Annotated in this window: 20 protein-coding genes and 1 pseudogene; 15 read left to right on the plus strand and 6 right to left on the minus strand. The window is 35.9% G+C overall.

Going from position 1 to position 20,736, the window contains the following annotated elements:
- Positions 1 to 155: 155 nt before the first annotated feature.
- From C7K42_RS00810 to C7K42_RS00825, 4 genes and pseudogenes are all read left to right on the plus strand, one after another.
- Positions 156 to 1,622, plus strand: a complete 1,467-nt coding sequence (locus C7K42_RS00810) for a nicotinate phosphoribosyltransferase (RefSeq protein ID WP_069028808.1) — start codon at positions 156 to 158, stop codon at positions 1,620 to 1,622.
- A 26-nt stretch (positions 1,623 to 1,648) separates the two neighbouring features.
- A complete protein-coding gene (gene nadE, locus C7K42_RS00815) occupies positions 1,649 to 2,473 on the plus strand; it encodes an NAD(+) synthase (RefSeq protein ID WP_103096806.1) in 825 nt (274 codons plus the stop codon).
- Between the two features lie 223 nt (positions 2,474 to 2,696).
- Positions 2,697 to 3,151, plus strand: a pseudogene (gene tnpA, locus C7K42_RS00820) (IS200/IS605 family transposase).
- A 172-nt stretch (positions 3,152 to 3,323) separates the two neighbouring features.
- Positions 3,324 to 5,126 carry an LTA synthase family protein gene (locus C7K42_RS00825; RefSeq protein WP_014124513.1) on the plus strand — a complete coding sequence of 601 codons (1,803 nt, stop codon included), beginning with the start codon at positions 3,324 to 3,326 and terminating at the stop codon, positions 5,124 to 5,126.
- A gap of 182 nt (positions 5,127 to 5,308) precedes the next feature.
- Here C7K42_RS00825 and C7K42_RS00830 read toward each other — a convergent pair whose 3' ends face one another.
- Positions 5,309 to 6,139: a LysR family transcriptional regulator gene (locus C7K42_RS00830; protein ID WP_061841211.1), complete on the minus strand. Its 831-nt coding sequence runs from the start codon at positions 6,137 to 6,139 to the stop codon at positions 5,309 to 5,311.
- Positions 6,140 to 6,164: 25 nt separating this feature from the next.
- A complete protein-coding gene (nrdI, locus tag C7K42_RS00835; protein ID WP_014124515.1) occupies positions 6,165 to 6,620 on the minus strand; it encodes a class Ib ribonucleoside-diphosphate reductase assembly flavoprotein NrdI in 456 nt (151 codons plus the stop codon).
- A gap of 78 nt (positions 6,621 to 6,698) precedes the next feature.
- Here nrdI and C7K42_RS00840 point away from each other — a divergent pair, with 78 nt between their 5' ends.
- A complete protein-coding gene (locus C7K42_RS00840; RefSeq protein ID WP_069028810.1) occupies positions 6,699 to 7,265 on the plus strand; it encodes a GNAT family N-acetyltransferase in 567 nt (188 codons plus the stop codon).
- 34 nt (positions 7,266 to 7,299) lie between these two features.
- Here C7K42_RS00840 and C7K42_RS00845 read toward each other — a convergent pair whose 3' ends face one another.
- Positions 7,300 to 7,827, minus strand: coding sequence for an LURP-one-related/scramblase family protein (locus C7K42_RS00845; protein WP_069028811.1), 528 nt, complete (start codon positions 7,825 to 7,827; stop codon positions 7,300 to 7,302).
- Positions 7,828 to 7,881: 54 nt separating this feature from the next.
- Positions 7,882 to 8,754: a Cof-type HAD-IIB family hydrolase gene (locus tag C7K42_RS00850; protein WP_061841214.1), complete on the minus strand. Its 873-nt coding sequence runs from the start codon at positions 8,752 to 8,754 to the stop codon at positions 7,882 to 7,884.
- A gap of 218 nt (positions 8,755 to 8,972) precedes the next feature.
- Here C7K42_RS00850 and C7K42_RS00855 point away from each other — a divergent pair, with 218 nt between their 5' ends.
- From C7K42_RS00855 to C7K42_RS00870, 4 genes are all read left to right on the plus strand, one after another.
- Positions 8,973 to 9,653 (plus strand): uracil-DNA glycosylase, encoded by a 681-nt coding sequence (locus C7K42_RS00855; protein WP_061841215.1) that lies wholly within the window; start codon positions 8,973 to 8,975, stop codon positions 9,651 to 9,653.
- Between the two features lie 151 nt (positions 9,654 to 9,804).
- Entirely contained in the window at positions 9,805 to 10,785 is a 981-nt protein-coding gene (gene pta, locus C7K42_RS00860; protein WP_061841216.1) for a phosphate acetyltransferase, read from the plus strand.
- A 185-nt stretch (positions 10,786 to 10,970) separates the two neighbouring features.
- On the plus strand, positions 10,971 to 11,435 hold the full coding sequence (tsaE, locus tag C7K42_RS00865; RefSeq protein WP_061841217.1) for a tRNA (adenosine(37)-N6)-threonylcarbamoyltransferase complex ATPase subunit type 1 TsaE: 465 nt from the start codon (positions 10,971 to 10,973) through the stop codon (positions 11,433 to 11,435).
- Position 11,436: 1 nt separating this feature from the next.
- Entirely contained in the window at positions 11,437 to 11,970 is a 534-nt protein-coding gene (locus tag C7K42_RS00870; RefSeq protein ID WP_061841218.1) for a GNAT family N-acetyltransferase, read from the plus strand.
- Positions 11,971 to 12,049: 79 nt separating this feature from the next.
- On the opposite strand, the gene C7K42_RS00875 is transcribed toward C7K42_RS00870, so the two are convergent.
- Positions 12,050 to 12,583, minus strand: a complete 534-nt coding sequence (locus tag C7K42_RS00875) for a 3'-5' exonuclease (RefSeq protein WP_061841219.1) — start codon at positions 12,581 to 12,583, stop codon at positions 12,050 to 12,052.
- Positions 12,584 to 12,758: 175 nt separating this feature from the next.
- Between C7K42_RS00875 and C7K42_RS00880 the strand changes: the two genes are divergently transcribed.
- The 4 genes from C7K42_RS00880 to C7K42_RS00895 all read left to right on the plus strand — a co-directional run bounded on the left by C7K42_RS00880 (position 12,759) and on the right by C7K42_RS00895 (position 17,644).
- Positions 12,759 to 13,676 (plus strand): Gfo/Idh/MocA family protein, encoded by a 918-nt coding sequence (locus tag C7K42_RS00880; RefSeq protein WP_014124525.1) that lies wholly within the window; start codon positions 12,759 to 12,761, stop codon positions 13,674 to 13,676.
- A gap of 70 nt (positions 13,677 to 13,746) precedes the next feature.
- Complete coding sequence (gene murB, locus C7K42_RS00885; protein WP_103083870.1) at positions 13,747 to 14,679, plus strand: UDP-N-acetylmuramate dehydrogenase; 933 nt, start codon at positions 13,747 to 13,749, stop codon at positions 14,677 to 14,679.
- A 531-nt stretch (positions 14,680 to 15,210) separates the two neighbouring features.
- Complete coding sequence (locus C7K42_RS00890) at positions 15,211 to 16,476, plus strand: GntP family permease (protein ID WP_103083869.1); 1,266 nt, start codon at positions 15,211 to 15,213, stop codon at positions 16,474 to 16,476.
- A 28-nt stretch (positions 16,477 to 16,504) separates the two neighbouring features.
- Positions 16,505 to 17,644: a glycerate kinase gene (locus C7K42_RS00895; RefSeq protein WP_103092052.1), complete on the plus strand. Its 1,140-nt coding sequence runs from the start codon at positions 16,505 to 16,507 to the stop codon at positions 17,642 to 17,644.
- 177 nt (positions 17,645 to 17,821) lie between these two features.
- On the opposite strand, the gene C7K42_RS00900 is transcribed toward C7K42_RS00895, so the two are convergent.
- Positions 17,822 to 18,553, minus strand: coding sequence for a hypothetical protein (locus tag C7K42_RS00900; protein WP_041591800.1), 732 nt, complete (start codon positions 18,551 to 18,553; stop codon positions 17,822 to 17,824).
- A gap of 214 nt (positions 18,554 to 18,767) precedes the next feature.
- On the opposite strand from C7K42_RS00900, the gene C7K42_RS00905 reads away from it, so the two are divergent.
- Together C7K42_RS00905 and C7K42_RS00910 are read left to right on the plus strand one after the other, a co-directional pair.
- Entirely contained in the window at positions 18,768 to 20,273 is a 1,506-nt protein-coding gene (locus C7K42_RS00905; protein ID WP_014124531.1) for a PTS fructose transporter subunit IIC, read from the plus strand.
- The gene (locus tag C7K42_RS00910) at positions 20,266 to 20,718 is read left to right on the plus strand and encodes a PTS sugar transporter subunit IIA (protein ID WP_014124532.1); all 453 of its coding nucleotides are present in this window, start codon (positions 20,266 to 20,268) and stop codon (positions 20,716 to 20,718) included. Before C7K42_RS00905 ends, C7K42_RS00910 begins: the two co-directional genes overlap by 8 nt.
- Positions 20,719 to 20,736: the final 18 nt, after the last annotated feature.

Consider the following 20,736-nt stretch of genomic DNA (forward strand, 5'->3'; position numbering starts at 1 on the left):
TTGTTTTAGCATAACAAATAATTATAATTGGCGAAATAAAAAGGAAGTCTACAAGTCATTCTATAATATTTTACTTATTTTAAGTGTTATTGTTACATTGCTGTGATTATCTTTGTTATAATATAATGGAGAAAAATTGAGGGAGTCTGAGTGTAATGAATAAAACCTACAAAGATGATAGTTTAGCACTGCATACGGATCTTTATCAAATTAATATGATGAAAACTTATTGGGAACTAGGGCGTGCTGATAAGCATGCGGTTTTTGAATGTTTTTTTAGGGAAATGCCTTTTAAAAATGGTTATGCAGTATTTGCTGGGTTGGAGCGTTTGGTTGATTATTTAAAAAATTTGAAATTCACTGAATCAGACATTGAATATCTACGTTCAGTAGAAAATTATCCGGAAGGTTTTTTGGATTATTTAAAAAATTTTTCTTTTAGTTGTACTGTTCGTTCAGCTAAAGAAGGGGATTTGGTTTTTGCCAATGAGCCTATTATCCAAGTAGAAGGACCTCTAGCTCAAGCGCAATTAGTAGAAACTGCTATTTTAAATATCGTTAACTTTCAAACATTAATTGCCACCAAAGCAGCCCGTATTAAGTCGGTTATCGGAGAAGATCCGCTCTTGGAATTTGGTTCAAGACGTGGACAAGAGATGGATGCTGCTTTTTGGGGAGCTCGGGCTTCCTATGTGGGTGGTGCTGATGCTACTAGTAATGTACGCGCCGGTAAAGTATTTGGTATTCCGGATGCTGGGACACATGCACATTCACTTATTCAATCTTATGGGAATGATTATGATGGTTTTATGGCTTATGCTAAAACGCATAGAGATTGTGTCTTTTTAGTGGATACCTATGATACATTAAAACTAGGCGTACCAAATGCGATACGTGTAGCTAAAGAATTAGGCGATCAGATCAATTTCTTAGGAGTGCGAATTGATAGCGGGGATATGGCCTATATTTCCAAAAAAGTTCGAGAGCAGTTGGATGACGCTGGTTTTCCTGAGGCGAAAATTTATGCCTCCAATGACCTTGACGAAAACACGATTTTAAATCTAAAAATGCAAAAAGCCAAAATTGATGTCTGGGGTGTGGGAACGAATCTGATTACTGCTTATGATCAACCTGCATTAGGTGCGGTTTATAAATTAGTTTCGATTGAAAATGATCAAGGAGAAATGGTTGATACAATCAAACTTTCCAGTAACGCAGAAAAAGTAACAACGCCTGGAAAAAAACAAGTATGGCGTATTACACGTAATTCAGATGGAAAATCACAAGGAGACTACGTCACTTTGTGGGATGAAAAACCTAACGAACAAGAAAGTATCTATATGTTTCATCCCGTACACACTTATATTAACAAAACGGTTACTGATTTTACTGCTCGCGTTCTTTTACATGATATTTTTGCACAAGGTGCATTAATTTATGATATGCCTTCTTTAGAAGAGATCAAAGAATATTCTAAAAGTTGCTTAGCTTCCTTGTGGGAAGAGTATAAACGTGAGTTAAATCCACAACCTTATCCAGTAGATTTATCGACAGATTGTTATAATCATAAGATGAGACTTTTGAATAAAGTTCGTCAAGAGGTAGAAGATATAACATCTTAATTGTTATATATGTAGGAGGAATTATTTTGAGTTTACAAACAAAAATTATCAATGAAACAGGCGTCCAGCCGACCATTGATCCAGAAGAAGAAATCAGAAAGAGTATAGAATTTTTAAAAGATTATTTATACAAAAATTCTTTTTTAAAAACCTTTGTACTAGGTATTAGTGGTGGACAGGACTCTTCATTAGCTGGACGTATGACACAAATAGCCATGGAGGAAATACGACAAGAGACCCAAAATTCGGACTATCATTTTATTGCGGTACGACTTCCTTATGGGACACAAGCAGACGAAGAAGACGCTGAACGCGCTATTGAGTTTATTCAACCAGACACACAAATTGCGGTTGATATTAAACCGGCAGTAGATGCTCAAGTATCTACTTTGGAAACTGTAGGTATGTCAGTTTCAGATTTTAACAAAGGGAATATAAAAGCACGTCAGCGCATGATTACGCAATACGCAATTGCTGGTGAGTTTTCGGGTGCAGTGATCGGAACAGATCATGCGGCGGAAAATATTACAGGATTTTTTACAAAATTTGGTGATGGAGCAGCTGATATTCTGCCTTTATTCCGTTTAAATAAAAGACAAGGACAACTGTTATTAGAAACGTTGAACGCACCAGAAGAACTTTATGTTAAGGTGCCAACTGCAGATTTAGAAGAAGAAAAGCCGCTACTTAGCGATGAAACTGCTTTAGGTGTAACTTATCAAGAGATTGACGATTACTTAGAAGGAAAACGCGTTTCCCAACAAGCCCAAGAAACAATTGAAAATTTATGGGCGAAAACACAACATAAAAGACATCAACCGATCACGATTTTTGATGATTTTTGGAAATAAAAGCGCGCAAGTATTTGTTTGGATTTTGTTAACAATAGCTAAGGGAAACGTTGAGGTTTCCCTTTTTATTAAGTCTTTAGACCGGGTTGAGCTCGCGTAGCGTGCGAAACAAAAAACCACCCGCTATGCGGGTGGAAAGGAAAAAGTTATACTAAAAAAATCTCTTCACTAGCGTTACAATGTAGTTGTTCAGGCTACATGGTAATGAAAGGAAGAGATTCAGTTGGCTAACAAAGCAAATAGTTTAGCCCATACAAAATGGTTATGCAATACCATATTGTATTCACCCCCAAGTATAGAAGAAAAATTGTTTATAATCAATACAGAGCAAGTCTACAAGAGATTATCAAAAGATTGTGCAGTTATAAAGGTGTAGAAATCCTAGAAGGACATATGATGCCCGATCATGTTCACTTGCTCGTAAGTATACCACCGAAGATAAGTATTTCTAGCTTTATGGGGTATTTAAAAGGAAAAAGCGCCATGATGATGTTTGATAAACATGCCAATTTGAAGTACAAATTTGGGAATCGTCATTTTTGGGCAGAAGGTTATTATGTGAGCACAGTGGGTCTTAATGAGGCAACCATCAAGAAATATATTCAAGAGCAAGAAAAACATGATATGGCCTTAGATAAACTAAGTGTTCGAGAATATGCAGACCCTTTTAAGGGTTAGAGAGTGATAAAAACACCTCTTGAGAGGTAGCAAAAGCGACAAAACCAGTGTGGCTTGAACAAAGTGAAAGCCAGCGCCTTGAGACGCTGGCTAGTATTGGGGGCTTATAGCCCCAGAGCAAACCACCCTTTTGAAGGGTGGTTATGATTTTTTAGTAAGGTGTTTGAAAAGAATGAATAAAAAATTAAAATATTTCGTCTTAACTTTAGTGATTTTTTGTGGAATTATCTTTAGTAATCTTTTTTTACAATGGTGTCAAAATGAGCTATCCATTGATTTAGCCATAAAATTTGCTTTTTCATGGCATACAGAAAAATTCTTTTTAGCTAGTTTGGTTTTGTTGATACTGTTTATCTTTTTCAGTAGTCTGGCAGGCTCGTTAATTGCTGGTGCTAGTTTTTATAGCCTTTTTATTACGATCATAGGCATTGCTACTTATTTGAAAATGTCCTTTCGACAAGAACCGGTTTATCCTGATGATTTACAAATGGTGACTCAGTTGGGGTTTTTTAGAGAAGTTATTGGGACAGGCCCCTTTGTGTTCGTTCTTATTTTAATGATCGCTGTTGGACTTCTTTTTATCTATCAATTATATCGTAGTTTCTTTTTAGCCAAAAATACACAAATCTTGCGCGTTATGATGCTTTGTCTTAGCAGTTTAGGTTTGGTATATATTAGTCATTTCAATGATGAGAGTAACTTGCTAAGAAAAGGTTATGATCAAACCGCTTTGTGGATTCCTTATTCGCAAGAAATGAATTACTATAATGTCGGTTTTGTAGGTGGTTTTTTATATAATTTGCGGGTGGACGCAATGAAAGAGCCTGAAGGGTATTCACAAGAAGCAATTGCAGATATTACAGAAAAATACCAAGAGGAAGTTGAACCAGCTGAAAGTAAAGAGCAGCCTAATATTGTCTATGTGATGAGTGAAAGTTTTTCTGATCCTGAGCATCTACAGGGACTCTCGGTTTCAGGAAATCCTTTAAAAGAGTATTATGACCTAGCTGAGCAAACCTACAGTGGGAAAATGCTTTCGCAAAATTACGGTGGGGGTACAGCGAATATTGAATTTGAGGCACTAACGAGTTTTTCTATGGAATTATTGAATCCGCAGATGACAACCCCTTATACGATGTTAATACCTAAGATGGATGATTTGCCTTCATTGGTTTCTTTAACAAAAGATCGCGGATATGATGCAACTGCGATCCACCCTTATGATACTTCCATGTATAAAAGACAAGATGTTTATTCAATCTTAGGTTTTGATCGTTTTATCGATCAAGATAGTATGGATTATACTCAAACCATCGAAAATAATCCTTATATTTCTGATGAGGCCGCTTATCAGCAAATATTGGATCAATTACAAGAAGAAAAAACACCACAGTTCTTTCATTTGGTGACTATGCAAACGCATATGCCTTATGAGGGCAAATATGATAATGTTGATTATCAAGTAAGTGGAAATGATAATAATCGTAATGTTGAACATTATTTACAAGACATTCATTACAGTGGAAAAGCGCTAAAAGACTTCACCCAAGAACTGGAAAAATTACCAGAACGTACCTTAGTCGTTTTTTGGGGCGATCACTTACCAGGGATTTATTCTGATCAACTACAAGAACAAAATGATGAAGCTAATTTACATCAAACGGAATTTTTAATGGTAGATTCAAAAGAAGATTTACAACACGAAGAAGGGGAGGTTACGAGTCCTTTTTACTTCGCACCGAATTTATTTGAAAAAGCAGGCTTGCAGTCAACACCTTTTTATGAACTTTTATTAGATTTAGAAGATATACTGCCTGCTTTTGAGGCGAGGATGTATGTAGATAATGATAAACAATTTCATGAAGAGTTAAAGTTGAATAAAAAGCAACAAGAAATTTACCAGGATTATCGTTTGATTCAATACGATATTTTACAAGGGGAACAATATAGTTTAGAAAACGATTTTTTCAATTAAGTTGTTTCACGTTTAGCTTTAATAAAAAATAATTTTATCATTTAAAACATGAAATCACGCCTTTTAATTTTTCTTTTACGACTATTTTTGTGAAACGCTAAGTAGAGGTGTGGATGTTTTTTGGATAAAAATTGTGGATAAAAAAATGGCTTATTTGGTTAAAAAACCAGTAAGCCATTTTTTTAAGAAAACATTTCGCGATGGGATAATTGTTCTTGGATAAAAGCAGAAATCTGTCCTAACTTTTCCGATACTACCTTCTTACGTGTTAAAAAATATAGATTGCGTTCGCCGAAAGAATCTAAACATTGGTAGGGTAAATTTTGCTCTAAAGCTAACTTGGAAACGATCGTTTTTCCTACATGGTGCTTTAACAGTGCTAAAACCATCTCATGGTTATAAGTACGGATAATATTAGGCGTTAGGTTGTTAGATTTTAAATAATTTTCATTGATAAAACCCAGAGGAGAGTCGGTTTCAGGTAGTAACCAATAGTCGGAATCAGGATCACCTGCTAGTACTAATTCGTCTTTAGTGACGATATAACGATCAACCAATTCACTACGTTCTGGAGTTTCAATCAAGCCAAAATCAACTTTTGCTTTTTCTAATGCTTGGACAATTTCTTCTCCTGACATGACTGGAAAACTAAAATTAACCATAGGGAAACGCTTGACCAAAATAGGTACAATTTTAGGGATCAGATAGGTTCCGCAAGTTTGAGAACTAGCCAAAACACAATTTTCACGATAACTTTTTTGTGTATTTACATGCGTAATGGCGTCATTCCATTCTTCAATAATCTTTAAAATTCTAGGATATAAAAAATCAGCTTCTTTGGTAGGAAGAATTTCTTGTTTCCCATTGCGAATAAATAAAGTGACATTTAAATGATCCTCTAATTTTCGGATTTGAGCGGACACAGTAGGTTGTGTTAGATAAAGACTGTTGGCTGTCTTGGTAAAATTATGGGTTTCATAAACAGATAAAAAAGCTTTTAATAAGTGAAACAAACCTTCACCTCATTTGCTATAAATTTTAAAATTCATCTACGGCAGCTTGCCATTTTTCACAGAGTAAGTGGTAAATATTTTGGATTTCGTCATTGGTACCACGTAATTCAAAATCAGCCAAAAAAGGGATATCAAACTGTTCAGCGTACTGTTTAGCAGTTAAACAATATTGGTCGTTAAAATTTTTATTGCCGCTGCCGATTACTCCTAAGCAAAGATTTGGATTATTTTTAAATTCGATATAATCTCGTAAGCTTTCAGTTAAGATTTCCTGATCTCCATTATCGATGCCATTACCGCCTTCTAAGTAAGTAGGAACAAAAGCAAAAAATGGTTCAGTTTCTTCTTCTTCAGGTGTATTGTCGTCGATTTCTTTTGCGTGTATAATTAGCTCATTAACATTTTTTTCTTCGGCAAATCGTTGGAGACGTTGCACAAAAGAACGAGTGTTGCCAGAAATAGATATATATACTACATTCATTGGATATTACCTCCTGGAGATAGTATAGCAAATATAAGTAAATGTTGGAAAATAATTTTATAAGAAAGAAGGAATTTTATGATTCGTTTTGCCAAAAAAGAGGATCAACCCAAAATTGCGGAATTAATATTAGTTATTTTAAAGGATATGGAGTTACCCTTTTTAAATAAAGTCGATGAACAAACGACTTTAAAAATTTTACAAGAAGCTATGCAAGATCCTGAGTATCGGTATGGCAGGAAACATGGCTTGGTAAATGAGGTTGATGGGGAAGTCGCTGGAATTGCTTTTGGTTATTTTGCTAGCGAGGAAGAAACGATCGATAGAAGTTTAGAAAAAGTGCTCGCTAAATATAATGTAGCTGATCAATCTATGTTTGGCGAAAAAGAAAGTTTTGCTGGGGAGTGGTATCTAGATACGCTTTGTGTAGATTCAGCTTATCGTGGGCAAGGGATTGCTACAGCACTGTTAGATGCTACTGAAGATTTTGCCAAAAAAGAAGGCGCCACGGTTTTAGGCCTTTGTGTGGACCATGCGAATAAAAAGGCGCAAAGACTATACGAAGAGAATGGATTTAAAATCGTTGGGGAGCAAATCATCAGTGACCATCCTTATCATCATATGCAAAAAGAGATTCATTCTTAATGAAAAAAGACAGGACCAATTAGGTTCTGTCTTTTTACTCTAGACTGTTGGATAGTTTAAAATCAAAATAAAAAGCAGCTTTCTTTTTTCGATTACGATTATATAACCAATAGTCCATAATAGCTGCGACACAGATACAAGTAGGCGCATTGTTTGGATTGGGAATCTCTAGCATATAATAGTCGCCAGTTAAAAACACAGCTTTATTCATTTGCATGATTTCCTCGTTAAAGCGCCGAATTTTGTAATGGTGATTGTAAATATCTCCATAAACACTCCAATTTAATCTTGGAATGTAATAAAAATCACCTGGCCAATTAAAGATTTTTTGTAAAGTCCCCACTTTAGTATAGTTTTCATAAATCTCAAAACGTTTACCAAAAGTCCAACTGATCTGTTTGATACTAGCGACTAAGTTGCCGTTCATTCGATATAAAGAAAGAGCATCGCCTTTTGTACCCCAGCGTCCGACAAGTAAGAAAAGGGATTGACCTTTTTCATCTGTCACAACCGTACGTGTAATGTTACTTAATTGCTTATCTTGAATATAAAATTCTGGCATGCCCTTCACCTCCTTGTTTAAACAATCAAGGTGTTCGTGCAAAAAAGCAAAACACTATAAATTTTCTTCAATAGAGCGATAAATCGCTTGGCCGACACCGGAAGCGACATTGGTATCTGTCGTATATTTGGCGTATTCTTTTACTTCTGGCAAACCATTATCCATCGCAAAACTAACACCTGCTGTTTGGATCATGCTAACATCGTTTAGATTATCACCAATTGTCATGACTTCATCTAAAGAAATACCGCGTTCTTTTGCTATATGAGCGACCGCGATGCCTTTTTGTGCTAAGCGATGGTTGATTTCCAAATTATTTTGTCCAGATGAAGTGACAAATAAATTTTCAAAACTTTCATCTACAATACGAGCAGCAGGGCCTAAAAATGCCGCGCCATCCCTATGGAAACAAATAATTTTTAAGACGATAATATCTTCTTGATGCATCACTTCACGGATACTGTCGACAAAATGGATAGGTAAAAATTCAAGACGTGCAGTGGACATGGCGATTGCCATTTTACGCGTTAAATGGGGCATTGCTTCGGCTACTATGGTAGCAAAATTTTCAATACGTCGTTCTTTACTTTGCGAAAAAGTTCCTTTGTTAGTTGAAATTTCGCAGTAAATGTCTTCTTTTTCTAAGAGATCTAAAACTTTATCTGCTGTTTCTACATCAATCGGCTCCATAAACATAGAGTTCCCTGCTTTATCAAAAACCTGAGCGCCGTTAAGCGTAATCATCGCACAATCGATTCCTGCTTCTTTTAGTGAGGGAAGTGCTTCAAAACGGTTTCGACCTGTAGCCACCATAAATTCCACCCCTTGTGTTTGGGCATATTTAATTGCTGCTACGTTTTTTTCAGGAATTTGCATATTTGCATCAAGCAAAGTGCCGTCCATATCTGAAGCTATTAGCTTAATCATATATTTGTTCCTTTCATCCTAGGCAAGTAAAAAATCTACGAAAGTCCATTCGCAAAACGACTTTACATTGCCGCTTCTTCTTTTTATACAATTTCAGTTTACCATATTCTTATTAGAATTTCTTAGCTAGAAAAAAGTTTTTTAGTAAAAAAATGTGTCTTTACTTGTAGCCAGACAATTTCTGAGATATCCTTAAAAATAAGGAGGATTTATTTCAAATGAAGACGATCATCAATAATAGTTGGCAAGATATTTTAGCTGATGAGTTCCAAAAGCCATACTATAAAGATTTACGTGAATTTTTAAAAGAAGAATATGCGAGTCAGAAAATTCATCCTGATATGTATCATATTTTTGAGGCTTTACAGATAACGCCTTATGAAAAGGTGAAAATCGTTATTTTAGGTCAAGATCCTTATCACGGCCCAAATCAAGCACACGGTTTATCTTTTTCCGTGCAGCCGGGTGTGAAAGTACCACCTTCTTTACAAAATATTTATAAAGAATTAGAAAGTGACTTAGGCATTTCGCCGGTAGATCATGGATATTTAGTGCCTTGGGCCAAACAAGGGGTTTTATTATTAAATACGGTTTTAACCGTACGAGAAGGCCAAGCTTATTCACACCGAGGAAAAGGTTGGGAACGTTTGACCGATAAAGTCATTGAAAAATTAAATGAACGTCAAGATCCTGTGATATTTATTCTATGGGGAAAACCTGCACAAAAGAAGATTTCTATGATCGACACAAGCAAACATGTGATTATTAAATCTGTTCATCCTAGCCCGTTATCTGCTCACCGTGGCTTTTTTGGGTCAAAACCTTTTTCTCAAGCCAATAACGCGCTTATCGCTTTAGGTAAAGAACCTATTGATTGGCGATTACCACAAAAAGTATAACAGATTGAAAGCCGTAATATAGCAGTTCATCTTTTCAAATTAAGCAAATGTTTAAAAGGTGTTTTTTTATTAATACAGAAAGAAGCCCTGTTTTTTTCCGCTGTTATAGTGTATGATGAAGAGGTAAATAAAATCTGGAGGGAACCAATTCATGGAATTATTTGATAGTCTGAAATTTAAAATTGTTCGTCGTGGAATCAAAATCGCTTTTCCTGAAGCATCAGATACTCGTATTTTAAGTGCTGTAGCTCGTTTAAGAGGGGAAGAATTGATTGAACCAGTCTTGATCGGAAAGCAAAGTGAAATTGAAACGGCCGCAGCTACTCGGGGAATCAATATTTCTAATATGACGATTTATGATCCAGACAATTGTAAGCGCTGGGAACAAATTGTAGAAGCATTTTTGGAACGTCGTAAAGGAAAAGCGACTCGTGAGCAGGCAGAAGAAATTCTAAAAGATGAAAACTATTTTGGCACAATGTTGACTTATATGGGAATCACCGATGGTTTAGTATCCGGCGCGATTCATGCTACTGGTGATACAGTACGTCCAGCTTTGCAAATCATTAAAACCAAACCTGGTGTAAGTCGTACAAGCGGTGCGTTTTTGATGATGCGCGGAAATGAACAAGAAAAATATATCTTTTCAGATTGTGCGATTAATATTGCCCCTGAACCCAAAGAATTAGCAGAAATTGCTGTTGAATCAGCTAAAACAGCGGAAATGTTTGATATTGATCCGCGTGTGGCAATGTTAAGCTTTTCAACGAAAGGCTCTGCGCACGGCCCGCAATCAGACGCGACGATTGAAGCGACGAAATTGGCAAAAGATTTAGCTCCCGAGCTACCAATTGACGGTGAGTTGCAATTTGATTCGGCTTATATTCAAACAGTGGCTCAACTAAAAGCTCCTGAATCTGATGTTGCAGGCAAAGCGAATGTTTTTGTTTTTCCTGATTTACAATCTGGAAACATCGGCTATAAGATTGCACAGCGCTTAGGTAACTTTGAAGCGATTGGCCCAATTTTACAAGGCTTAAACAAGCCGGTTTCTGATTTGTCTCGTGGCTGTAATGAAGAAGATGTTTATAAGCTAGCAATTATTACTGCAGGTCAATCATTGATGAATTAAAAAAGTATTTTTTAAAGCTAAAAAAGTTGGTTGAAGTTAGCGCCGACTCTTTTAGCTTTTTTGAATTGAAATCTTCATCATTTTACAATTATGGATTCATTACTACTTAGCAGTAGACTGTAAAATCTTTGCCATTTTTTATTAAAGCAGCTATACTAGCCATTGATTGAAAGGAAGTGAAAAAGGTGATCACTTTACAAAACCTACAAGCCACAGAAGCATTCGCTATAGTCATTGGTGAAGTAGCCAAAGCAAGCGATAATTTAATCTTGACCGGAGATTTAGGCGCTGGTAAAACAACCTTAACAAAGGGAATCGCTAAAGGCTTGGAAATTAAACAAACGATTAAAAGTCCCACTTATACAATTATTCGAGAATATCCTAATGGAAGACTACCTTTGTATCATATGGATGTCTATCGTATTGAAACAGGCGCTTGGGATTTAGGCTTAGATGAATATTTTGAAGGTGATGGCCTTTGTGTAATTGAGTGGGGGAAACAATTAGAAGATGCAGTCCCATTAGATTATTTAGAACTTATTATTGAAAAAGATTCGGATGATGAAAATAAACGTCAAGTAGTATTACAGGCATTTGGTAAGCAAGCCGAAGATTTCAAAAAAAGAATTGAGAAAAGATGGGAGCTATAAAATGTCTGAAGAAGTGGATGTGAATATCCGGGAAGCATTAGCCAAAGATGCTGAGCAAATAGTAAAAGTTTCGCAAACTATCGGCAAACAAACGGAATTTTTAGTCATGGACGAACATGGTATGGATTTGCCAATTCATTTATTAGAAAATCAGCTTGAAACAATCTACGAGAGTGATAAACAATTACTTTTGGTCGCAGAAGTAGACGGACAAATTTTGGGAACTGCTTCTGTCAGAACAAGTGAAGAAAAACGCATCTCACATATTGGCGAAGTAGGTATCTCAATTTTACAGGATTACTGGGGCATAGGCTTAGGTAGTGTTTTATTAGAAGAGTTGATCGATTGGTCTCAACAAATAGGACAGATTCGTCGCTTAGAGTTAACCGTACAAAAACAAAATCGCCGTGCAAGCCATCTTTATGAAAAATATGGTTTTCAAACCGAAGCTGTATTAGAGCGCGGCGCTATTGGTGACGATGGACGTTTTTTGGATGTGTTGCTAATGAGTAAGATGATTGATCCTGCAAGCTAAATCGAATAAAGAAACACGGATTCATTCCTCAAAAACACTATAATAAAAGGCAAGAGCCCAATTGATGAGCTTTTGCCTTTTATTTTGCTGTTACTAATTTTTTAAAGGGTTCAGTACCAAAGTACTTTTCTTCTTCTAGTAAAATATTTGCGCAAGCACGACTATCAGCTAGCGCGTCGTGATGATTATCTAGTGGAATATGCAAAAAGTCACACATCGTATTCAAACGATGGTTACTGATTTCAGGATAAAGTTTGCGACTTGTTTTGACGGTACATAATGATAAAAATCGGGCAGGTTCTAAATTATAATAGTTTAAACAACCTGCTAGTACGCTATTATCAAAGCCAGCGTTATGTGCTACAACGAGATTATTTTCTTGAAAGTAAGGATGGATTGTTTGCCAAATTTCAGGAAATTTTGGTGCATCGGCAACATCTTCTGGATGAATGCCGTGAATTTGAATGTTTTTCCAAAAAAACTTTGTCTTCGGTTTAATTAAGGTATAATATTCGTCAACGATTTGGCTATTTTCTACCATGACTAAAGCTAGTGAACAAGCACTGTGTTTTTGGTAGTTAGCTGTTTCAAAATCCATTGCGATAAAATTCATTTGCTATACATCTCCTATTAAAGGGTGGGTATGTTCCTATTGAATACACCTCTATATTTTAGCACCGATCTAGTTCTCCTTCAAATTTTCTGACATGAGAAAGTAGGTTGTATAAGTTTTGTTTTATCCTAAAATACGTTAATATAAAAACAAATGAAAATTTGGGGGTTAAGAGATGAAGGTGGGCGTTTTAGGTCTAGGAAATATTGCGCAAAAAGCTTATTTACCTGTTTATACACAAATGCAAGATCAAGCAGCGTTTTATTTTGCGACTAGAAATAAAGAAGTACAAAAAAAGCTGCAAGATAAGTATCATCTGCAGCATATGAATACATATTTGGATGATTTATTAGCAGAAGGAATCCAAGCCTGTTTTATTCACACGGCAACAAAAACGCATTATTCTTTGGTAAAAAAATGTTTAGAAAACGGTGTGGATGTATTTGTCGATAAACCTTTAAGTGAAGATATTTCCGAAGTAGAAGAACTATTAAATTTAGCCAAAAAGAAACAACGAATTTTAATGGTAGGATTTAATCGTCGATTCGCTCCTATGGTAGAAAGATTGAACCAACGAAAGGTTAAGCGCATGTTATTTTTGGAAAAAAACCAGCTAGCTAATTCTGAAGAGACGGCCTTTGAAATTTTTGATGTCTTTTTACATTTGGTCGATACGGCAATTTATCTCTTAGATGATTCGGTTCAAACATTTTACAGTGATATCCGTGAAACTAAGCAACATTTAGAGACAGCTTTGCTTAAGTTAGAAACAAAACAATCGACAGCGATTTTAAGTATGGATACTAAAAGTGGAAGTAATCAGGAAAACTACCAAGTAACTACCAAAGAAGGCACGCATCGTTTAACAAATTTAACAAAGTATATCACGCACAAAGAAAATATGGAGCAAGTGGAAGCCTTTGGTGATTGGGAAAATACTTTGGTAAAACGTGGGTTTTATCCAATGGTTCAAGCTTTTCTTAAGGCTTTAAAGACGCGATCAACGACGGATTTACGTCAGGAAAATGTGTATGATAGTCATAAAATTTGCGCCGAAATATTAAAACAAGTTGAAAAAAATAGAATGCACTAAACTATCAGTAGTCAGTTCGCTAAGAACGTGATAGAATGAGTAAGATGTTTGGAAAAAGGAGAAGTTCTCGGTGGATAAAGAAAAATTAGTACAACAATTTCCTGCGATTAATTTATTGATAGATGAACCTTTAAAATATTATACATTTACAAAAACGGGTGGACCGGCTGATGTTTTAGCTTTTCCGGAAAATGCTGAAGAAGCTGAAGAATTAGTTTTGTATTGTCGTAATCATGACATTCCTTGGCTAGTTTTAGGAAATGCTAGTAACTTAATTGTTCGTGATGGCGGTATCCGTGGTCTTGTTATTATGCTTTTGTCGATGGACCAAATTAAAGTTACTGATGATACAGTTGAAGTGCAAGCAGGTGCGCGCTTAATAGATACCAGTTATGCAGCGCTTGATGCGTCTTTAAGTGGTTTAGAATTTGCTTGCGGTATTCCTGGCAGTGTAGGTGGCGCAGTTTTTATGAATGCTGGTGCATATGGCGGTGAGATAAAAGATGTATTTGCTTCTAGTGATGTTTTGATGCCAGATGGTACAGTGCAAACTTTTTCTAACCAAGATATGGATTTTAGCTATCGAAATAGCATCATTCAAGTTCGTCATGGCATCATTTTAAATGCGCGTTTTTCTCTACAAGAAGGACAGCATCATTTTATCAAAGAACGTATGGACGAGTTGACTTATTTACGAGAATCTAAACAACCCTTAGAATATCCTTCTTGCGGAAGTGTCTTCAAACGACCACCTGGTCATTTTACAGGGCAGTTAATCCAAGAGGCTGGCCTACAAGGGTTACAATGGGGCGGCGCGCAGGTTTCTAATAAACACGCCGGTTTTATTATTAATCTAGACGGTGCAACAGCTACGGATTATGTAGAACTGATCGGTCATATTCAAGAAGTAATTAAAGAAAAATTTGATGTTGATTTGCAAACCGAGGTAAGAATTATCGGAGAAGAAGCCAACGAGACAATGGCTGATAAAAATCAGAAGTAGAAGTTAATTTAAAACATTAGAAGATCCATAGAAGTTCGCTTATTTGTGCAAATTTCTATGGATCTTTTGCTTTCAGTATTGCCACGTAATAAAAAAGAATAGAAAAGTTTAGAAAAAATGCTGATATTGTGCAAAAATTAACTATTTGGTATTTTGGTTTAAAAAAAGTCGTCTATCTAATTAAATAAAATCCTTTATTTAAAAGTTGAAGAGAGGTATAGGTTCTTTTTGTCAATTATATTGTGGAGTAACTTAAGTTATTATATAATAACTTTGAAAGCGGTATAACTAACCATATTTTTTATAATGTTTTTAACTATGGCACTTTAATCTAAATATCATAATTAGTAAGGGAGGAATACTAGTAAGAATAATTTTAAATAATATAAAAAATAGAATGATTTAAAAACTTACTTAATGGGAGTAACTATCAAAGGCTTAACCTAATTTTTCATCTAAAACTGAAAAATTAGGTTTTTTGGCATGTATTTTAGCGACGGGGAATAACTAAAATTTTCAAGGAGGAAAAAAATGGATATACAAGTAACTGCTTTTGGTGCTGTAACAGGTTTAATTATTGCTATTATTTTGATTTTTATCAAGACACCACCAGTATATGGACTTTTTATCGGAGCGTTAGCAGGAGGACTCTTAGGAGGAGCAAGTTTAGCTGAAACGATTGAGTTGATGATAAACGGAGCACAAGACATGGTTACAGCTATTTTGAGGATTTTGGCTGCAGGTATTTTAGCTGGTGTTTTAATCGAAACAGGGGGCGCGGAATCAATTGCTCGGACAATTATCAATAAAATTGGTGAAACAAAAGCACTTTTTGCACTAGCTTTAGCAACAATGATTTTAACTACAGTTGGCGTTTTTATTGATATATCAGTTATTACAGTTGCTCCCATTGCATTAATCATTGCTAAAAATGCTAACATTAGTAAAACAGCCATTTTATTAGCTATGATTGGTGGCGGAAAAGCAGGTAATGTTATGTCTCCTAATCCTAATACAATAGCACTATCCGACGCTTTTGCGACACCGCTAACTTCTGTCATGCTTGCTGGAGTAATCCCTGCTTTTGTGGCTTTATTTATTACTTATTTCTTGGCTAAACGATTAACGAAAAAAGGCGTAGGAGTAACTTTGGAGGACACTGATGAAGAGAAAAGATCTGAATTAGAGTTACCGAGTTTTATGACAGTGCTATCCGGTCCCTTAGTAGCTGTTATTTTACTTTCGTTAAGACCAATATTTGGTATTGAAATTGATCCTATGATTGCTTTACCATTAGGTGGTGTCACAGGTTCAGTTATTATGGGACGCTTTAAAGGAATTATAGGACAAGCGACTTTTGGGTTAAGTAAAATGTCTAATGTTGCAGTGCTATTAATTGGGACTGGTTTGATTGCCGGAGTGATCACAAATTCGACATTAGGCGATGTTTTAATTAATTTTATTTCTGATTTGGGTTTACCTGTTTATTTACTGGCACCATTAGCAGGTATTCTTATGTCAGGTGCAACCGCTTCTACAACTTTAGGGGCAATTGTTGCTGGTCAAGTTTTCAGCAGCACATTACTAGAATCTGGCGTTTCAGGTATTGCCGGTGCAGCTATGGTTCATGCCGGTGCTACAGTATTAGACCATATGCCACATGGAAGTTTCTTCCATGCAACAGGTGGGAGCGTTCAAATGAAATTTAAGGATAGGTTGAAACTCATTCCTTATGAAACATTGGTTGGTCTAACTATTACAATTGTTTCGGTTGTTATTTTTGGAATGATAGGATAACTTTATAAAAACAGAAAGGAACTAAAAGATGAAAATTGTGATCGCACCAGATTCATTTAAAGAAAGTATGACATCTTTAGAAGCAGCAACGGCTATTGAAAAGGGCTTTAAAAAAGTATTGCCAAATGAAGAATATTTAAAAGTTCCAATGGCAGATGGTGGAGAAGGGACGGTACAATCGATCATTGATGCTACAGGAGGTAGTTTTAAGACAGAGACTGTAAAAGGACCATTAGGAGAATCTTTGAAAGCACAGTATGGATTAACGGGTGATAAAAAAGTGGCAGTGATTGAAATGGCAGCTTCTTCAGGCCTGGATAAAGTAGAGCCAAGCGACCGTAATCCTTTAAAAACCTCGACATATGGTTTTGGTGAATTGATATATTCAGCTTTAGATGAAGGAGTTGAAGAGATCATCCTAGGTATCGGCGGAAGCGCTACTAACGATGGTGGGGCTGGAATGATTATGAGTCTAGGTGGAAAACTTTTAGATAGAAATGAAAAAAATATCATTCCGACTGGAGAAGGACTGAAAGAACTTCAATTTATAGATACTTCTAACATACATCCTCGTATTAAAGATGTTACTTTTAGGGTTGCGTGTGACGTAGATAATCCTTTAACAGGTCCAAATGGTGCTTCTTACATTTATGGGCCGCAAAAAGGTGGCGGTTCGAAAATGCTCAAACAATTGGATAAAAATCTAGCTCATTACGCAGATATTGTCAAAAAACAAATGGGAAAAGATATTGATTCACCAGCAGGAGCAGGCGCTGCAGGTGGATTAGGAGCCGGTTTATTAGGTTTTTTAGATGCCAAGTTACAAAGAGGTGGAGATCTACTAGTTGAAATGTTGAGTCTTGAAGATGCATTAAAGGATGCTGCACTTTTAATAACGGGAGAAGGTAGTATTAATCATCAGACGCGCTTTGGAAAAACGCCTGTAGCTGTTTCTCATATCGGAAAGAAATTGGGCATCCCTACGATTGCTTTGGCTGGTAGTTTAAATGAAGGATATGAAACAATTTACGAAGAGGGAATTGATGCTGCGTTTAGTATTATTCCTCAACTTTCTTCTCTAGAAACAGTTTTAGCCAATGGAAAAGAAAATTTGGAAACTTTAGCTGCTAATATAGCGACAATTATAAAAATATCACGTTCATTATAAATATATTTAACATAAAGCAACGTTCTCCAAAAAATCTTGGTTGAACGTTGCTATTTTTTATACTGAAATGTTATTCCGTATAGATATAGTTGTTTTTCGTAACTTGTAACGTTATTTCGACTATGTTATCTTTATATTTTCCTGAAAAAAGCTGTCTCAGGGGATCCTAATTCCAGTCTAGTTCGATTGAGAGCTTTCTGATGTCAGTGATCTTAATAAATTTGTTCGATACCAACGAAATACATATTCTCCCCAGTCTTTTTTAGAAAGATTTTTTGTTTTAGTCGGATTGATAAGATCAAAGTTTTCACACTCTAAAATAATATCAGTTAAGTACCCTTTATCAGACGGGACTAATAACGATAAGAAAGGCGCACGAAATGTTTTAATTTTATTAATCAGTGCGTCATCAAGAAGCGTTGCTTTATATCTTTCTTTCGTTCGAATGTCTTCGAAGTAGATTTTATTTTCCAATTCAATAGGACGAAATAAGCTTATTACAAAAGATGCTGGCCAAGTAGCAATTCTATTTTTTTCTTTTTCTGAAGGAAACCAATCCAACATTTTTTGGAATATTTTTTTACCTGTGGTTTCTGTCAATAAATAATAATCGCGAGTTAATTCACAGTAGTCTTGATAAGAATAACGAAACGCAGAAATTTGCTGTACTTCTTCTATTTGCTTTTGTGGAAAATAATACTTTTTAACAAAATCTGGTGCTTTTTTTGCCCAGTTACCATTTTCTGCATATTCAATCAGTACTTTCATTACAGCTAAAAACATCACGTATTTATCCATATCAGGATAACTGTCCATCTTCTCTTTGAGCCGGCGACCTATGTCATCGTCAAAGGGATTTCCTTGCTTTTCTTCAAATAGCTTTCTCTTTTCTTTTTCTGTCTTCTTCATTTTATTCTTCCTTTCCATATTTTTGTTTATATTAGCATGGCGAAGGCGCGAACGTTCTCATAAAGTAAGTCGATTTTTGGTAGTATATTGAAAAAAATTTCAGCTTTTCCTTTTTCTTTGAAATTAAGAACAACTTCCGATGAAACGATTTCAAACAATGGTCCCCTTTGATAATATTTTTTATGTAATAAATATTTCATAGGGAGGAACGAAGATGTCTAAAAAAATTGTTGCGGTTACTGCTTGTGCGGCGGGGATTGCTCACACTTATATGGCGGCTGAGTCAATCGAACAGGCGGCTAAGAAAAAGGGCTACGAAGTTAAGGTAGAAACAAACGGTGCAATTGGGGCTGAAAATGAGCTGACAAATGAAGATATAGATAATACAGATCTAGTCATAGTCGCTTCTGATATAAAAATTGATCCCATTCGGTTTACTGGAAAACCACTGTATGTTACGGATTCTAATGATGCTATTGATGATTCTGAAGTACTTATTGATAAAGCTTTTGAAGAAGCACAAGTATTTGGAAAAAAAGGATCAAAAGTCGGGAAAGTCCAAATTGGAAATGATAAAGAAAAAACCACTGTTTTAACACATATCATGAGCGGTATTTCTTATATGGTTCCAATGGTTATTGCGGCAGGACTTATTTTAACAATTGCGAACCTTTATGCGTTTCAACGCGACGATATGGGAAGGATCGTCGAATGGGGATTTAATACAAGTACTCAAATGGGTTTTTTAATGTCAAAATTATTTGATGTTGGACAAGCTGGTTTTACTTTAATGATTCCGTTATTTGCTGGATTTACCGCTAATTCCATTGCGGATAAACCAGCGATTGCTCCAGCCATGATTGGCGCTTATCTGGTAAACGATCCTGAATTTCTAGATGCAGAAGCTGGTGGTGGTTTTATTGGTGCAATCATTGTTGCTTTTATTGTTGGGTATATGGTAAAAGCGCTAAAAAAAATCAAATGGCCTAAGATTATACAACCTATCGTACCTATTATGATTATTCCTTTTATTGCCAGTGCGATTATTTCTTTGATCGTGCTTTACATTATTGGAAATCCAATCGCTAGTGGTATGGACGCACTTTATAGTGGACTTACAGCACTTGATAGTAATTATACAGGTGCACCTATTATTTTGGGAATCGTTTGTGGTGCCATGATCGGATTTGACTTAGGTGGTCCCATCAATAAGACGGCTTTGGTATTTGGTACGACTGTATTTACTGATACCCTTGCCAAATACGGCATAAACGACGCAAATTTTGTTCCGGGTACAGCCACGCAAGCAGCTATCTCGGTAGCCCCATTAGGCGTATGGCTAGCGACAGTGTTATTTAAAAATAAATTTACCAAAGATGAGAAAGTCTCAGCCAGTGCCACTTTTGGTATGGGACTGGTTGGGGTGACAGAAGGAGCGATTCCTTTTGTAGCTGCAGATCCAATACGTATGATTATAGCGAATGTGACTGGTTCTGCAGTAGCCGGTGGTTTGGCCGCAGCTACAGGTTGTCGCTTCTTTGGTGGTATTGGCTCACCTTTGGGGACATTTATTGGATATATTGAACAACCTATTCCTTTTGTAACTTGGATATTCTGTGTGTGCGCCGGTATTTTAGTAACTGCTTTACTCATTGGTATTATGCGCAAACCAATTGAGGATAATGTAAATATGGATTTGGAGGAAAGTTATAATGGATAGTAAAATTTTTAAAGAAGACCACATTCTATTTGATGAATCAGCTAAAACCCAAGAGGAGGCTTTTAAAGTAATCGCCGAGGTTGCTTTTGAAAAAGGCTATGTTTCAGATGAAACAACCTTTTTTAAAGGGTTAAAGGAAAGAGAAAACGAAGCTACTACTGGTTTTAAAGAAGGTATTGCTATTCCACATAGTAAAGATGCCTCAGTGATTAAACCTGGTATGTTTTTGATCAAGTTTAAACATGCAATTCATTGGCAAGCTTTGGATCAAAAACCGGTAAACACGGTTTTTGCGCTTACAATTCCAGGAGAAGGGGCTTCTGAACACTTAAAGCTTCTTAGCCTCATTGCAAGAAAATTAATTGATACAGACTTTAGAGAAGGAATCTTAGCCAATAATGACACCAAAAAATTGGCTTCTATTATTGATACGATCGATTTTTGACATTGGAGGAAATAAAAC

Source organism: Tetragenococcus halophilus subsp. halophilus DSM 20339 (assembly GCF_003841405.1).
Lineage (GTDB): Bacteria > Bacillota > Bacilli > Lactobacillales > Enterococcaceae > Tetragenococcus > Tetragenococcus halophilus.

Bases quoted from the DNA above. Each gene is read 5' to 3' on its own strand.
- C7K42_RS00810 (WP_069028808.1), top strand. From the start codon at position 156: ATGAATAAAACCTACAAAGATGATAGTTTAGCACTGCATACGGATCTT.
- C7K42_RS00825 (WP_014124513.1), top strand. From the start codon at position 3,324: ATGAATAAAAAATTAAAATATTTCGTCTTAACTTTAGTGATTTTTTGT.
- nrdI (WP_014124515.1), bottom strand. From the start codon at position 6,620: ATGAATGTAGTATATATATCTATTTCTGGCAACACTCGTTCTTTTGTG.
- C7K42_RS00840 (WP_069028810.1), top strand. From the start codon at position 6,699: ATGATTCGTTTTGCCAAAAAAGAGGATCAACCCAAAATTGCGGAATTA.
- C7K42_RS00845 (WP_069028811.1), bottom strand. From the start codon at position 7,827: ATGCCAGAATTTTATATTCAAGATAAGCAATTAAGTAACATTACACGT.
- C7K42_RS00850 (WP_061841214.1), bottom strand. From the start codon at position 8,754: ATGATTAAGCTAATAGCTTCAGATATGGACGGCACTTTGCTTGATGCA.
- C7K42_RS00855 (WP_061841215.1), top strand. From the start codon at position 8,973: ATGAAGACGATCATCAATAATAGTTGGCAAGATATTTTAGCTGATGAG.
- pta (WP_061841216.1), top strand. From the start codon at position 9,805: ATGGAATTATTTGATAGTCTGAAATTTAAAATTGTTCGTCGTGGAATC.
- C7K42_RS00870 (WP_061841218.1), top strand. From the start codon at position 11,437: ATGTCTGAAGAAGTGGATGTGAATATCCGGGAAGCATTAGCCAAAGAT.
- C7K42_RS00875 (WP_061841219.1), bottom strand. From the start codon at position 12,583: ATGAATTTTATCGCAATGGATTTTGAAACAGCTAACTACCAAAAACAC.
- C7K42_RS00880 (WP_014124525.1), top strand. From the start codon at position 12,759: ATGAAGGTGGGCGTTTTAGGTCTAGGAAATATTGCGCAAAAAGCTTAT.
- C7K42_RS00890 (WP_103083869.1), top strand. From the start codon at position 15,211: ATGGATATACAAGTAACTGCTTTTGGTGCTGTAACAGGTTTAATTATT.
- C7K42_RS00895 (WP_103092052.1), top strand. From the start codon at position 16,505: ATGAAAATTGTGATCGCACCAGATTCATTTAAAGAAAGTATGACATCT.
- C7K42_RS00900 (WP_041591800.1), bottom strand. From the start codon at position 18,553: ATGAAGAAGACAGAAAAAGAAAAGAGAAAGCTATTTGAAGAAAAGCAA.
- C7K42_RS00905 (WP_014124531.1), top strand. From the start codon at position 18,768: ATGTCTAAAAAAATTGTTGCGGTTACTGCTTGTGCGGCGGGGATTGCT.
- C7K42_RS00910 (WP_014124532.1), top strand. From the start codon at position 20,266: ATGGATAGTAAAATTTTTAAAGAAGACCACATTCTATTTGATGAATCA.